The 14751-nt window shown below is 38.3% G+C and carries 14 protein-coding genes; 5 read left to right on the top strand and 9 right to left on the bottom strand.

Translation table 11 applies throughout. From position 1 onward, the window contains the following. From ABXH34_RS13365 to ABXH34_RS13345, 5 genes are all read right to left on the bottom strand, one after another. On the bottom strand, positions 1–481 hold a 481-nt coding region (locus ABXH34_RS13365), incomplete at its 3' end, for a rod shape-determining protein (protein WP_353572384.1). 194 nt (positions 482–675) lie between these two features. Further along, positions 676–1368, bottom strand: coding sequence for an outer membrane protein (locus ABXH34_RS13360; RefSeq protein ID WP_353572383.1), 693 nt, complete (start codon positions 1366–1368; stop codon positions 676–678). 253 nt (positions 1369–1621) lie between these two features. Next, the gene (locus tag ABXH34_RS13355) at positions 1622–1987 is read right to left on the bottom strand and encodes a hypothetical protein (RefSeq protein WP_353572382.1); all 366 of its coding nucleotides are present in this window, start codon (positions 1985–1987) and stop codon (positions 1622–1624) included. A 75-nt stretch (positions 1988–2062) separates the two neighbouring features. Then, complete coding sequence (locus ABXH34_RS13350) at positions 2063–2980, bottom strand: hypothetical protein (RefSeq protein WP_353572381.1); 918 nt, start codon at positions 2978–2980, stop codon at positions 2063–2065. Positions 2981–3365: 385 nt separating this feature from the next. Continuing rightward, positions 3366–3821 carry a hypothetical protein gene (locus ABXH34_RS13345; protein WP_353572380.1) on the bottom strand — a complete coding sequence of 152 codons (456 nt, stop codon included), beginning with the start codon at positions 3819–3821 and terminating at the stop codon, positions 3366–3368. A gap of 682 nt (positions 3822–4503) precedes the next feature. On the opposite strand from ABXH34_RS13345, the gene ABXH34_RS13340 reads away from it, so the two are divergent. After that, entirely contained in the window at positions 4504–5466 is a 963-nt protein-coding gene (locus tag ABXH34_RS13340; protein ID WP_353572379.1) for a WD40 repeat domain-containing protein, read from the top strand. A gap of 139 nt (positions 5467–5605) precedes the next feature. Next, positions 5606–9316: a PAS domain S-box protein gene (locus ABXH34_RS13335; RefSeq protein ID WP_353572378.1), complete on the top strand. Its 3711-nt coding sequence runs from the start codon at positions 5606–5608 to the stop codon at positions 9314–9316. A 461-nt stretch (positions 9317–9777) separates the two neighbouring features. Here ABXH34_RS13335 and ABXH34_RS13330 read toward each other — a convergent pair whose 3' ends face one another. Beyond that, positions 9778–10173, bottom strand: coding sequence for a TRADD-N-associated membrane domain-containing protein (locus tag ABXH34_RS13330; protein ID WP_353572385.1), 396 nt, complete (start codon positions 10171–10173; stop codon positions 9778–9780). Between the two features lie 102 nt (positions 10174–10275). Next, positions 10276–10473, bottom strand: coding sequence for a hypothetical protein (locus tag ABXH34_RS13325; RefSeq protein WP_353572377.1), 198 nt, complete (start codon positions 10471–10473; stop codon positions 10276–10278). Between the two features lie 242 nt (positions 10474–10715). Here ABXH34_RS13325 and ABXH34_RS13320 point away from each other — a divergent pair, with 242 nt between their 5' ends. The 3 genes from ABXH34_RS13320 to ABXH34_RS13310 all read left to right on the top strand — a co-directional run bounded on the left by ABXH34_RS13320 (position 10716) and on the right by ABXH34_RS13310 (position 13220). Further along, positions 10716–11273: a hypoxanthine-guanine phosphoribosyltransferase gene (locus ABXH34_RS13320; RefSeq protein ID WP_353572376.1), complete on the top strand. Its 558-nt coding sequence runs from the start codon at positions 10716–10718 to the stop codon at positions 11271–11273. Next, positions 11270–12007, top strand: coding sequence for an S-methyl-5'-thioinosine phosphorylase (locus ABXH34_RS13315; protein WP_353572375.1), 738 nt, complete (start codon positions 11270–11272; stop codon positions 12005–12007). Before ABXH34_RS13320 ends, ABXH34_RS13315 begins: the two co-directional genes overlap by 4 nt. 232 nt (positions 12008–12239) lie before the next feature. Next, positions 12240–13220, top strand: coding sequence for a M23 family metallopeptidase (locus ABXH34_RS13310; protein ID WP_353572374.1), 981 nt, complete (start codon positions 12240–12242; stop codon positions 13218–13220). Here the strand turns inward: ABXH34_RS13310 and ABXH34_RS13305 are convergent. After that, complete coding sequence (locus ABXH34_RS13305; protein WP_353572373.1) at positions 13211–14383, bottom strand: JmjC domain-containing protein; 1173 nt, start codon at positions 14381–14383, stop codon at positions 13211–13213. The genes ABXH34_RS13310 and ABXH34_RS13305 overlap by 10 nt on opposite strands. 72 nt (positions 14384–14455) lie before the next feature. Then, positions 14456–14751: Grx4 family monothiol glutaredoxin (gene grxD / locus ABXH34_RS13300; RefSeq protein ID WP_353572372.1), on the bottom strand; the 296-nt coding region annotated here is incomplete at its 5' end.

Raw genomic sequence — 14751 nt, 5'->3', positions numbered from 1 at the left:
TTGTGCCCGCACCAATATCCACAATTAAACATTCATCAAAACGGTCAATCGCATACGCGACACTAAAGGCTTCGCTGACAATCAAAATTTTGTTAATAAAATCTTTAGTTATATCCAGAATCGCTTTTTTATTGGTAATGCTGGCTTGAGCAGGCACACCAATCGCAACATAAATTTCATCTTCTTTTTGCATTTCTGGTAAGGCTTCAGCGATAAGATGTTTCAAAATTAAAACGGTAGCTTCTAAAGCTCTTTCATCTTCACAAATCACACCTTCAGCCAACGGCCATACCATATCTAAGGCTAAACGATTATCTAACGCATCATCACCTAATAAATAATCTTTGCCAAAACGCTTTTGTGCAATCATATCTTTGGGATAGCCAACACAGGTTCGGGTTGTAATACGCTTTCCAGTTGAGGTCGCAATACATGAACGGCTGGTACCGAGGTCAATTCCAGCGTAAAAAGTATTTGGCATGACAGTATCCTAATTTTGGCAATGAGTATGAGCAAGGGTTTTGAGTGCTAATGCAAGAATATTCGAATAAATATACGGGGCTTAATATTATTTTTAGAGAAATTGCCCTCAGTCTTTTTAAGACAGTCATTTTATTATAGTAATAACACAAGGGATAATACAGCATTATCCCTAGAGCAAACCAAAAACAAACTTTAGAAATGGTAATTTAAACCTAAAGTAATTTCATGTGATTGTAAATCAGCTTCAACATGGTCTCCATTCACATCAACTTGGGTTGCGGCTTCACCCATATCAATATATTGGTATTCAAGGTCTAAATATAAATTGTCTTGAATCGCATAGCGTGCGCCAAAACCTAATGACCAAGCAAAGTTAGTCGTATCATCATCAGGATATTGCCAAAGGCCAATGCCGAATTGCGAAAATGTAGGCTGAATATCTAAAGTAGCTTCTGTATCAATTTTAGCAAAGCCAATCCCTGCTTTAACATAAGGCATTAGTGGGCTGCCTTGTATATCAAAGTCATATATTGCATTACCCATAAAGGTTAAAGCATCCATTTGACTGTTAACACTAAAGCTTTGCTCAGTTCGAGAGCCAAGACCATCACGATAGCTATCATCTGTATCTAAGCTGCGGAAACGTAATTCAGCTTCAAGACGTACATTCTTACCTGTATCAAAACCAACACCAAAACCATATACCACACTGTTTTCAATATCGTAATCAGGTGTATTAGGCCCATTTGTGCCTTTTTGATTTGCATTAGAACTGGAAATCTGTCCACCGAGGTCGACAGATAAATAAACACCTTGTTGTGCCGCTGAAACACTAAGACTACCCGCACTGAGTAGCACTAAAAGTGCCGCCTGTTGCTTATTCATGAAACCTACTCCTAAATGTTTGGTTACGGAAATCTGCAAAAAATCAGTTTATCTGGACTAATGTTGCTGCGCTATCTAAATAAAAGACCTGATAAGTTTTAATCACCTATCAGATCTTCAATTAGATTCAACAATGTTATAGCTCCAGAAATCACGAAAAATGTAGCACAATTTAATTAAAAATGCAGGTGTTTATTTATTTTTATTTAACTTGAGCCATATTTTAGATTTCTATTACTACTTGCTGTGAATCTTAACGAGGTCTAATGCTGTCTTCATCAACTGAGAAAACAGAACCTTCTTGTGTTAAGCCTACTTCATATAAATTAGGATCATTCACAAGTTCAACGCAAGGTACATTTAATTTACCAGTAACAGGAGAGTAGGTTGCAGCACAATCATTACCAGAACCGTCAAAGCTTATTGCTGGTGCTGTTGAAATATCCACTTGGATGCCTTCTAAATCATCAAATTTACCTTTAACACCCCAGCCCGCAAATTTTTCAGTAACTAGAATCCAAAGTTCATTACCACCTTTACGCAATGGTAAGTAAATATCATCAAAAAAGCCCATAGTGCCTAAGAAACGATAGTCACGTTTTTGGAATTCGTCATTCATATCAATTAAAAGTTTACCGTTAAGATATATACTTGCAGTATCACTGAAGCCAAAAGAGAATTTTTTTTTTTTTTTTTAGTCAGAATTAATATTGATACGGGCAAATACAGCATTTGTAGTAGGAGACCAATGCGCAACTTCAGAAATATTAGCAATCCCAACATAATCAGAATTTAATACATCCCATTCAAGACCGTCACGTGCTGTTTCAGCTAATTTAGGTGTAACTGCGTCTGGTGCAGTAAAAGGCTTTGAAATTAACCAACTTTGAACTAAGTTAGGATCATTTGCATATTTCACTTCGTCAGGCGTACCTACTAAAGCTGGAGGCGCATCTGCAATTTCATAGCTAAAGTTAGAAATACGTACTGATGATAATGGAATTGGTAAACCATAATCACCGTAAAGACCTACTTTACCTGCTTTTCTATCACCACGAATATTATTGATGAATAAAACAGGGGTTGTCATATCTTCAATAAAGACTTCACCTTGGTCGTCAGCAACCACTAATTTGATGTGAACCCATTGATCGTAAGGTGCATTCATGACTGCAGGGTTATGGCCTGGACCATAATATAATTGGACTGCATTTTGGCCATCATAAATAGGGAAGTAATGTAAGCCGTAAGTTGTACCAAAGTTATTGTCACGACTGTGAACAACTTGATATTCAGTTAAGCTGTGAGCACGAAATGCAACACCACCGAACCCTTTTTCAATATCAGGGTCATAAGCACGGTCATAAACGATGTCAAATTCAACTGTACCATTAACAAATCCATCTGAATCTTTAGCTAATACTAAGCCTTTTTCTAAAATAAGGGCTTCTTGGCCTAGGTAAGTTTCAAACGTATATGTTGCATCTGCGAATTCCCATTTGTCTTCATTTTCAGCATTAAGTGGGATAGAGATAACTTCAGCAGAGACAGTACTTGTAGCAAGAAAGCCAGCCAAGCAAGCTGTAAGTATTGAAGGTGTGTTTTTTAGCATAATAAAACCTCTCAAGTAGTGGTCTTTATGATTGGAAGTGAGTTTTTAAGATTTAAACACTATATTACTAATATAAAGGCTCTAAAAAAACCTATAAACATCATATTTTATTTGTTTTTAATCCAAAAGAAATGTACATAACACACGTGCAAATCATTTTTGATTAAACATACTTATAGGTCTTATATTACTAATTTTTATCAGCAAACAGAGAATTGAATATTTCAAATTAAATCTTAATGGCCTGAGTAGTATAATCACTTAATCATGTTTTGCACAATAGATTTAATAAACTAAGTTTATGTACTGTATTAAGCAACAATGGTTTATATCAACGCAGCGTTTATATCAAGTCAGGCTCGAATTTATATTAAGACAGCCACAATTAGGTTGTTGCATTTCTAAAGTCAAGATTTTCACGGATCAGTTGTTGTAGCATCCCTAGTTTTAAATTAGTTTTAGGAAAACTGTCGTCATTGTGTTTTTCAATAACAGGCGGAATGGTTGTAGACTGTGTTTTTGAATTCTTGGTTTTAAGTTCATCTACTTGTTCAGATAATTGCTGCTTTTCTGCATTGAGTGCATTAATTTCTGCTTGTAATTCTGCTTGTAGTGTTTGAGCAGACTCATCACCTGTACATTGTTGTTCGGCAAGTGATTCTGTCGACTGAGTCGTTTTAGGTACAGGAGTATCGGTTGTTGATGTTTTGCTCGTATCTTTGTTCCACATTTTCCACGCAATAACACCACCTATAGCTAAAGCAGAAACACCACCAATAGAAAGCAAAGTGCCACCTAATAATTTTGTACCGCCTATTTTCACTAATTCCTGTTCTAACATAATGATACATCCTTTTTCCAATATTAGCTTGACCGTTATTATGCCACACTCATGCCACAGTTCTAGGGTTAAAAAGAATAAATAAGGGTATTTACCTTAAATTTTAGAGTTGTTTCATGATAAAAAAACAGTCATGTAGAAATTCCAAAGTCTGTCACAAAATCCAAGCATGAGGTCATATAGATTAAGCAGATGGGTTCTCAGCTTATTTACAAGAATTCGGTAGCATTTCATACCACCAATGCTGTTTTCAACAAATATGTAACAGGAAATCCTATCAGCTTTATTGACCCTCAAGAATTGCCCGAAATATTGATATGAGCACAAAATAGATCATTCCCTCAATAAATCTATGATATAACCCCACAAAGTTGCAGTTTTTGTATTAACTCCCCAAAATCTAAAAAATACGTATTGAATTATTTTACAAATAAACTCAAGAATTCCCTTTATTTTTCACGCTTTGATAGGTATAACTATAAGAATCTTAAATGTATATAGAAACGAGAATATTTGATGAATCTGGGCTTAATTTCCAATGGTTTATTATTATTCATTAAATATGTTCATTGATTGAACGAGTTTTGCATGGTATTTCCCCAAACCATTGTTCGCATTCGCAGGAGACTAAAACGTGAGGCAGTGCGCTTTAGCCACTTTTTTATTCATTACGATACTATTTTTGACTCATTGTAAGACCGTTCCAATCGAAACCACGATGACAGTCACAGCCAATGAGATCAAAACCATTGTTGCACATGATGATTCAGTAATGTCGTTAGATTTCAGCCATGATGGAAAGTGGTTGGTTTCAGGCAGCTTGGATAAAACGATCAAAGTTTGGCAATTTAAGTCAGGCCGATTAATGTATACTTTGTCTGGGCATAAAAACTGGATTAATCGCATTGCTTTAAGCCCTGATAAGCAATGGATAGTCTCAGGAAGTGGTGGTGTTGACGATACCGCTAGAATTTGGGATGCTCCTCAACGTAAACTAAAATTTAAATTAAAAGGTCACCAAACCTCGGTGTCTGCCGTTGTATTTAGCCCTAGTGGTCAACAAATTGCTACGGGAAGTTGGGATAAAACCATTAAGATTTGGGATACTGAAACAGGACAGTTAATTCATACTTTAACAGGTCATGAAGATTCAGTATGGGCATTGGCTTACACTTCTGATGGAACAAAAATCATCTCAGGCAGTTGGGATGAAACCATTAAAATCTGGGATATCAACACACAGCGGGTACTCAAGACACTTAAAGGCCAAAATGGCTCGATTATGGCGATGGCACTGTCTTCAGATGATAAAAGATTGGTTGTTGGTAGTGGCGGCACAAAAAATAATATTAAAATTTGGCAGTTAGATACAGGTACAATACAACATACGTTGACAGGGCATCAACACACCGTAATGACGGTTGCATTCAGCCCAGATGGACAATTGATTGCTTCAGGAAGTGGTGGCCAAGGACACAACCTGAAAATTTGGGATGTACAAACAGGGGCTTTATTACAGTCGCCTTCCGTGCATTCTACTGCAGTGATGGCAGTTGCATTTAGCCCAAATAGCCGCTACTTGACTTTAAGTGGCGATGACAAAATGATTCACATATATCAATTATCAATTACCCATAAGCAATAAACAATTAATAGTGAACAGTTAACACATCAGTGGATAGGCATCCGATTAACAATCACAAATCGCAAATGAAATGGGGTAGGAAAAGTGTCACTGCTGTGCGATGCCTATGAGTCACTCTATTGTGGTTTAGGAAAGCATTATGTCAGCGAATAACGCGCAACATTCCCGTTTCTTTTGGCGGTCATCAGCTTTATTTTGTATTTTAGACTTTAAACGGCAATTTATTGAAGTCAATACTGCGTGGGAAACCTTATTAGGCTTAACAACGGGTCAATTATTAGCAAAACCCTTTTTAAGCTTCGTACACCCTGAAGATCAGCCTTCTACTCAATATTATTTCGAGCAAATGGAATCAGGTTTAACCACGGTTTCATTTTCTTGCCGTTTTCGCTGTAGTGATGAAACCTATCGCACTATTTTATGGGAAACCAATAACGCTGCGTCTAGTGAATACGCATATTATGCCGTAGGCATGGACATTAGCGACCGTGAACAGCCGATGGTAGCCGATGAAATGCTCAATGTGCTGCGTGAAGGCGTGGTGCTACAATATGCCAACGGTACAATCGGCGCGTGCAATCCTAGTGCTGAACGGATTTTAGGCTTATCCGCTGAACAAATGATGGGCTGGACTTTGATTGATCCTGATTGGGGTGCAATTCACGAAGACGGCTCACCTTTTCCTACCGAAACCCACCCTGCAATTTGTACGCTACGCACAGGCGAACCTTATTCTGATGTGATGATGGGTGTGGTTAAACCTGATGGCTCAATTGTGTGGATTCGGATCAATTCCTATCCTTTATGGCGCGATGATGTGACAACTCCTTATGCGGTGGTAATTTCATTTGCTGACATGAGTGCTTATAAGGAAATGGAGCAGGCCTTACGCAAGAATACACAAAAACCCTCCATCAGTAATTTACCCGAAGGCAATTATGATTTATGGGATTGGGAATTAGAAAATAATACGGTGAATTTCTCCCCACGATGGCGACAAATGTTTGGATTTAATTTGAACGAAGCAATCAACACCATTAACTTTTGGCATGATCGAATTCATCCTGATGATTATCAACGAGTAATGACCGACATTCAAAATACGATTGAAGGCATTACCAGCTATTGTGAAAATTCGCATCGGATTAAAGACAATCAAGATGAATATCGCTGGGTGCTAAATCATGCCGTAGTGGTTCGGGATACCGATGGCAAAGCGATTCGGATGATTGGTACACATGTGGACATTACTGAATCGCATAGTATGGAAGACGAGCTGCAAAAATTAGAGCGCAAATATCGTCAAGTGTTGGAAGTTGAAGATGATGGGCTGTTTTTAGTCGAGCAAAAAAGCTTAACGATTTTAGATGTGAATAAAGCTGCATCCCATATTTATGGTTATAGTCGTGGCCAATTATTGGAAAAAACCATTGTTGAATTATCAGCTCAACCTGATAAAGCCGCCAATGCATTGCAGAAAAATACGAAGGAAGTGTTACAGCAATATCATACCAAACAAGATGGTAATGTATTCCCTGTCGAAATGCGTACCAGTCCCTTTAAGTGCGACAATAAACAATGGGTTGCCGTCGCGGTACGTGATGTTAGCGAGAAGCGTGATATTGAAACCTCGCTATGGGAAAATGAATCCAAATACCGCCAATTGTTTGAAGCAGCCAGCAATCCAACCGTGGTTTATGATGCAAACACCCAATACTTCTTTGATGTCAATCGGGCAGCAGTGGATTTGTACGGCTATTCTAAAGAAGAATTTTCCCGTATGACCACAGAAGCGGTATCTGCTGAATCACAAAAACGGGCGGCGTTCAGTACCAATAATAAAAAAGTCCAAGTGATTCCATTACGCTGGCATCGTAAAAAAGATGGAACGGTATTCCCTGTCGAAATTTCCGCAGGCAACACTTATTTATTCCAAGGGCGTTCACTGATTTGTGCCACTGTTAAAGATATTACCGAACGCAAAGCGGCTGAAGAAGCTTTACGCAAGGAAAAAGATTTTATAAACACCCTTGTACAGGCCTCACCCGCATTTTTCTTTGCCATCAATCCCGATGGTAAAACCCGCATGATTAATAAAGCGATGTTGACGGCATTGGGCTATGAATTGAGCGATGTGACGGATAAAGAGTTTTTAACCACCTTTATTCCTGAGTCTGAACGCGCGATTGCTTCCAAAGAATTTGATACGCTGATTAAAACCATGCAGCCGCTATTAATGGAAAGCCATGTACTGACAAAATCTGGGCATCAATTATTAGTTGAATGGCATAGCCGCGCGATTGTTAAAGCCAACGGCAGTTTAGATTATTTATTTGGCGTGGGTATTGATGTGACCGAACGTAAGAAAGCGCAGGGTCATTTACGTTTATTCAAATCGATTATAGAGTCATCAGAAGAAGCGATTTTCATTAGCAATCCAAATGGTGAGCTGATTTATATCAATCCAGCCCATGAACGTTTGTTTAGACGCAATTTAAAAGAAGCCAAACAACTCAGTTTCCGCGATTATTTCCCAGCCGAATCATTGAATGTTTTAGAGTCGCAAATTAGCCCTGAGATTGAAAAAGGTGGCACTTGGGAAGGCGAGTTGGATATGATGGATAATCAAGGTACAACTTTCCCAGTATGGCAACGTGTTGATGCGGTGCGAGATGCTAAAGGGACGGTGTTGTTTAGTTTTGGGTTGCTGCATGACATTAGTGAGCGTAAGCGGATGTGGGAAACCTTGCGCAAGCAATGGGAAGAACAGCAAATGATATTCAATACTGTGCCTGCCATGATTTGGTATCGGGATAATGATAATCATCTGTTAAAAACCAATAAGTTAGCAAAAGAAACCTTTGGCAATGATGAGTCTATCACCTCTAAATTTAATGATTGTGAAGAAACGATTCAGCTAGGAAAACCACAATATGATATCAGTGCGCGTTATTCTGATGAGCATAATGATACCCATTGGTTGCAAATTGATAAAATTCCGTATCGCAATAATCAAGGTGAAATTGTGGGCGTTATCGTCTTTGCGCTGGATGTAACCGAATATAAACAGACTCAAGCCAGTTTACAGGCCAGTGAAGAACGAATGTATATGGTGGTTGAGCACATGCCAATCATGCTGAATGCGTTTGATATTGAAGGCAATATTATTTTCTGGAATCAGGCTTGTGAGGATATTACAGGTTACAGTGCTGATGATATGGTGGCCAATCCAAAAGCTTTAGATATTTTATATCCCGATATTAATGATCGTCGCCGCATGTTAGATGAAAGACGGCGGGTTGCAGATGATTCTAAGAGCTTGGAATCACATTGGAAAACCCAATTGGCCTGTAAAGAAGGGAATTTGAAGAATGTAACGTGGGTCAGTGTGGCAAAACATTTCCCTATTCCAGGTTGGCATACGTGGCATTTAGGACAGATTGAAACCCATATAGACCCTAATGCACATAAGCATCATCATTTACCAAAAACCATTGCCGATAGTGAGGCATTGATTTCATCCATTTTTGATATTGTGAAATTAGGTGTGTGTATTACGGATGATCGTGGACGTTATTTACAGGTCAATCGAACCTATGTGGAGATGTATGGTTATACTGAGGCGGAAATGGTTGGTGAGCCATTTACATTGGTTTTACCTACGGCAACTCACAGTGATGCGGTTCGAGAGTATTACAGCATTTTGATGACCCGTGAAGACCCTAGTTTTGTTAAACGTCGTGGAGAACAGCGGAAAAATGGAGATACTATCGATGTGCAAATTATGGCAAGTCGAGTCATCTTAGAAGATCGTAGGCGGGTGTTAGTCTCTATTGTGGCTAAGGTTTAATTTTTCTTCATTGTATATAGTCAATTTCGATTTGTATGTTAGGACTGGCAATCCTTTTATACTTTAAGTATCAATCAGTTTTAAAATTGAGGACTGCCAGTCCTGTATCACTTTAAAATAAAACAACTATGGAACAACAGTTCGGACAATTTTTAGAATATACAAAATATTTAAATAAGTTACAAAGCTCTTTACTATCTTTATAATTTATTAATTTTACTGCATATTTCAATGAATTCCCGAGCTGTTGATTATTGGTAAATATCACTTATAGATTTAGATATTTCTGTAAGCAGTGTCCCCCTGTAAATCCAATTCTATTAAATTTTGTCATGTTCTAAAAAGGGGCAATATTGCATCACCCCTTAGTGAAGGCTAGTTTTGAGCAGCGAAATAATCCTAAATTGACAATTTCAACAGGCAAGGCCGTGATTTGGTTATTTGCTAAACTTTTGTCGGGTTCAGATGGATTCTATATTACCTTTCGAATCTATTAATTTCGTTATGCTGTCAATGATTTTATCGTAAGCTTTTTTTCTGATTTCTTCATCTCGAGAATCATCAGCCAAGCGTTGCACCATTAAAATATGGTCATTGATAACAGGTTGTTGAAAGTAACGGTTGAGTTGTTTAAGTGATAATTTGTGTACATCAAGGAATGTCTTTGTGATAAATCCACTAACAGCACCACCGACCGTTGATAATAGGCCTCCTGCTGCTAATACAATCGGCTCTTTAGCTGTCAATAACACAGAACCTCCCCAAATAACAAAACCAAATCCAAATGACATGGAAATGATGGCAAATATAAATGACCATGTTGCTCGAGAACGGGTTTCTTGTTGATATTTTTCAATTTGTCTGCTGTATAGTTTGAATAATCGGCCATGGGAAATGGCTTCTTGGCTTTCATGGATAAGCTTTGTTATCTCGGCAGTACGCTCTTTAAGCCCTTGTTGTTATTGGATTAATTTTTGTAGTTTTTCTTCTAGTTCTTTTTCAGGTTTTTCTATAAATGCTTGTCGCTCAGTTTCTCTAATATCTTCTGACACTTTGGTTTGTAGCTTTCTATCAACATAGAAAAAATTTGTACCAAAAAGTAAAGCGATCGTACTACCTAAAATAGTGATAATTTCAAAGAATATTTCAAGAAACATCGTTTATTCTCTCATAAAGATGTGTTACACAAAAATATAGTCGTTTTATTCTAAGATGATATAGAACTGACAGTTCTTGGTTTTAAAAGTAATTGATATTTAAAGTTTTATAGGACTGCCAATCCTAATACCCAAAACGAAATTGACTATAGCAAATAAACAATGGGATGCTTATCTTTCATTTCCCACGCAGCAATGGCGTGTTATTATTTAGTTTTTAACCCAAAAAAACAGGATGTGCTATGACAGAAAGCCTTGACAAAAATACTGTGCAAACTGTCCTGCAAGAAGCAGATTTAATTTATAATCAAGCAGAAGTAGAGCAAGGGCTTGACCGCATGGCAGCTGAAATCACCCAATTGCTACAAGAAGAATTTCCTATCTGTTTAAGTGTGATGTTAGGTGGGTTAATTTTTTCTGGCCAATTAGCAACACGATTACAATTTCCTTTAGAACTTGATTATATTCATGCCACTCGTTATCGTGATACCACTCAAGGCCATGATTTAGATTGGCAAAAACGCCCTAAATTGTGTTTAGAAGGCCGTTCAATTCTGGTTATGGATGATATTTTAGATGAAGGCATCACCTTGCAATCTATTATGGAATACTGTTATCAAGCAGGTGCGACCAAAGTGTACACAGCCGTTTTAGTTGATAAAGATAGAGAACGCAAAGGTTTAAGCAAAGCAGATTTTGTCGGCGTAACCGTACCAGACCGTTATGTATTTGGTTACGGCATGGACTATAAAGGTCATTTACGTCATGTTGCAGGCATTTACGCGGTGAAAGGTTTATGAGCGAATTAGTAGCAATTATTGGTGGAACGGGCTTAACAGCATTGGAAGGCTTGGAAATTACCCATAGGGAAATGATGTACACCCCTTATGGTGAAGCATCCAGTCCGATCACACATGGTAAATATAGTGGCAAACCTGTCATATTTCTGCCACGCCATGGTTCACGCCACACCATTCCACCCCATAAAATCAACTATCAGGCTAATATTTGGTGCTTAAAAGAACTTGGGGTCAAAAATATCATTGCAGTGGCTGCAGTAGGTGGTATTAACATGGATATGAAGCCCCAAGATTTAGTGATTCCGCATCAATTGGTGGATTATACTTGGGGACGTAAACATACTTTCTTTGAAGATACTGATGTACAGCACATTGATTTCACTGATCCCTATACATTTGAATTACGTGAAAAACTATTGAATGCCGCGAAAGATTTAGGTTTTCCTGTACATGACAAAGGCGTTTATGCTGCAACTCAAGGGCCTAGACTGGAAACCACTGCCGAAATTGACCGTTTAGAAAAAGATGGCTGTGATTTAGTTGGGATGACAGGGATGCCAGAAGCGGCTTTAGCACGAGAAGCTGAAATTAATTATGCAACCTGTGCTTTGATCGTCAATGAAGCGGCAGGACGTGGGCCTGAACAAATTACAATGGAAGATATTGAACGTAATTTAGAAGGTGGCATCCAACGTGTTCGAGAATTGCTTTCTAAAGTCTTAACTCTTATTTAGCGGCAAACGATAGCCCATTTACTATACCTGATTAAGCAATATTATGGTTCTAGGACTACACACGTTTTAAAAGCGGAGTAGTCCTAACAAACGACCAGAACTGATAATAAATCCGCTTATATTTTTATCGTTTTAGAGCCGTTAATCCTAACTCAATCAAAATGGAATAATATTCTTGGTATATGGCTTGCTGACTAGAGTTTCTTACCCTTACTCAACTGGAGTCCTTTGAATGTTGAAAGCCATTTCTGTAACGATTGGATTGTTTTTAATACCGTTCTTAGCTTACGCAGGGCAAATTCAACATATTCATTTTGAAGGCGCACGTTTAAGTATTCATCATACGGATTGTCAACTCGGTTCACTGCTACAAGAAGCCCATAAGCTGATTATTCCTATGGAAAATTGTGTGTCACAAGCGGGTGAATTATCGCTAGAACCACATCCTACGGTTAAAAAAATTCATTGGGCGCAGCACGATAAACAAACAGTTTGGATCGTTGTGACACTAGAACCCAATTATCAATTCACGGTTCAAAATCAAACCCATCAACTCGATATTTGCTTTCATGAATGTCAGTCCAATTTAACTCGGAATATGCAAAGCCTCAACGCAAAACCTCAAGTCACCTTATTTGAGTTAGGTAATATTCAATTTAAAATGCCGTTAAAAGCAATGCAAATAGCACAATTCATTGATAAATCGATTGGTTTTACACCTGATGACGTGATTAGAGACGGCTTGCCGCACTTTGGTTCACAACGTGGTGATTGGTTGGGCAAACCTCGAAAACACAAAGGTTATGATATTTATGTCAATAATATTGATGTTTTGGCGATGGCTGACGGTAAAGTGGTGGCGGTTAAACCGGGTAAATTATCGGGCTTGTATATCAAATTAAAACATGCAAAAGAGCTTTATACCTTGTATGTGCATTTGACCCGAGTCGATGTGCAAGAAGGCGATAAGGTCAAGCAAGGGCAAGTCATAGGGCGGATTGACGGTGCAGCAGGTAATGCAATTCAACCCCAGTTACATTTTGAACTGAAACCCAATGATAAAAGTATTGATCCATTGCCACTCATTGAGTTGTACTATCAAGATAATCTGAACATTACTCAAAAGATTCAGCATTATAAACAACAAATTCCTGCATTAATCCAATATCGCGAACAGCAACTGCAGCAATATCTACAAACCCATCAACCCTGATCTGCGGGTTCATCTTCATCATAAAAATATATAAAACCCAAATTGGTGAAATCAACTAGCAAATCAACCAATTCATCATTATCTAAATAAGCTTGCAATTCAGGGTAACTAAATTCACGTTGCGAGCTTAAAATGGGGATCGCTGCTTGGCAGGATTTGGAAATAGGTATAGCACGACCTTCAATAAATAATGTCATACCCTCAGATTCATTGATAAATAATAGCTTGGCAATACGGCGTAGTTGACTTTCATGCTGAAAGATATTCAACCATTCTTTTTTATCATACGCAGGCTCTGGTTGTTCATAGCTTGTTCCTGCTCGGCTTTCGCTAATAAAACACCCAAACCACTGATTCACACTGCGGCTATCCGTTGATAAATTCTGGATAATACGTTGAATTTTTTGTAAAGCCTCACCGCTGATTTCACCTGTATTTTTCGGCAATTGTAACTCAGGATCAGCATAGCGTTTCTCAGCATCTAGCTCATTTAAACTGTAATCGACAAAATCTTGAATCATCTCATTATGAGTAGGCGCAAGAAAGCCAATAGAAAATGTCATACATTCATCTAAAGCAACACCGTGATGGGCAGTATTTGGCGGTAAATATAACATGTCGCCCGGTTCTAATATCCAGCTTTCCTCGGGTGAAAACTCTTTTAAAATCTTTAATTCTAAATCAGGCAATAATTCGCCATTTTGCAGGGAGATTTGCCAACGTCGCAGACCGTGTGCTTGCAACAAAAACACATCATAGCTATCTGTATGCGCACCTACTGAGCCTTGAGGCACTGCATAACTAATCATCAAATCATCGACCCGCCACGAAGGCACAAAATTAAAAAGGTCTAAGATGTCTTCAATTTCGGGAACCTGTTTATTGGCTTCTTGAACTAATAATGTCCAATGGGTTTCGGGTAACTGGGAAAAATCATCTTCGCTAAAAGGCCCATAACGCAATGTCCACGATTTATCACCATCTTGTTCACGGATTAAACGTGATTCGACATCAGGTTCACAGGCTAAGCCTGCCAACTCATCGGGTGTAATCGGGCTGGAAAAATTGGGAATCGCTTGGCGAATTAATAGCGGTTTTTTTTGCCAATAGTGTTGTAAAAATTCAGATGGGGAAAACTGGCTGAGAGAGATGGTCTTGAGCATTTTGAGGGACTGGCTTATCTAGCAGGAGTGCATCAATCATTATACTGCACTCCTTGCTAAAACTTGAGGGAATTATGCTGCTTTTTGTGCGGCCGCTTCCATCATTTTTTTCAATTCGCCATTAGAAAATAATTCTAAGGTAATATCACAGCCACCAATTAATTCACCATTAATATAAATTTGTGGAAATGTTGGCCAGTTCGCAAAGTGTGGTAAATTCTCATACACTTCCATATCTTCTAAAATATTAACATAGGCGAAAGGCACTTCACATTGTGTCATTGCTTGTGCTGCACGCATTGAGAAACCACATTGAGGAAATTTAGGTGTTCCCTTCATATAAATGATAACCGGATTTTCTTCCTGTC

This window comes from Candidatus Albibeggiatoa sp. nov. BB20, from assembly GCA_016744725.1.
GTDB lineage: Bacteria > Pseudomonadota > Gammaproteobacteria > Beggiatoales > Beggiatoaceae > Albibeggiatoa.
Note: the sequence above shows the minus strand (reverse complement) of the source record. Positions and strands in the feature narration are given on the sequence as shown.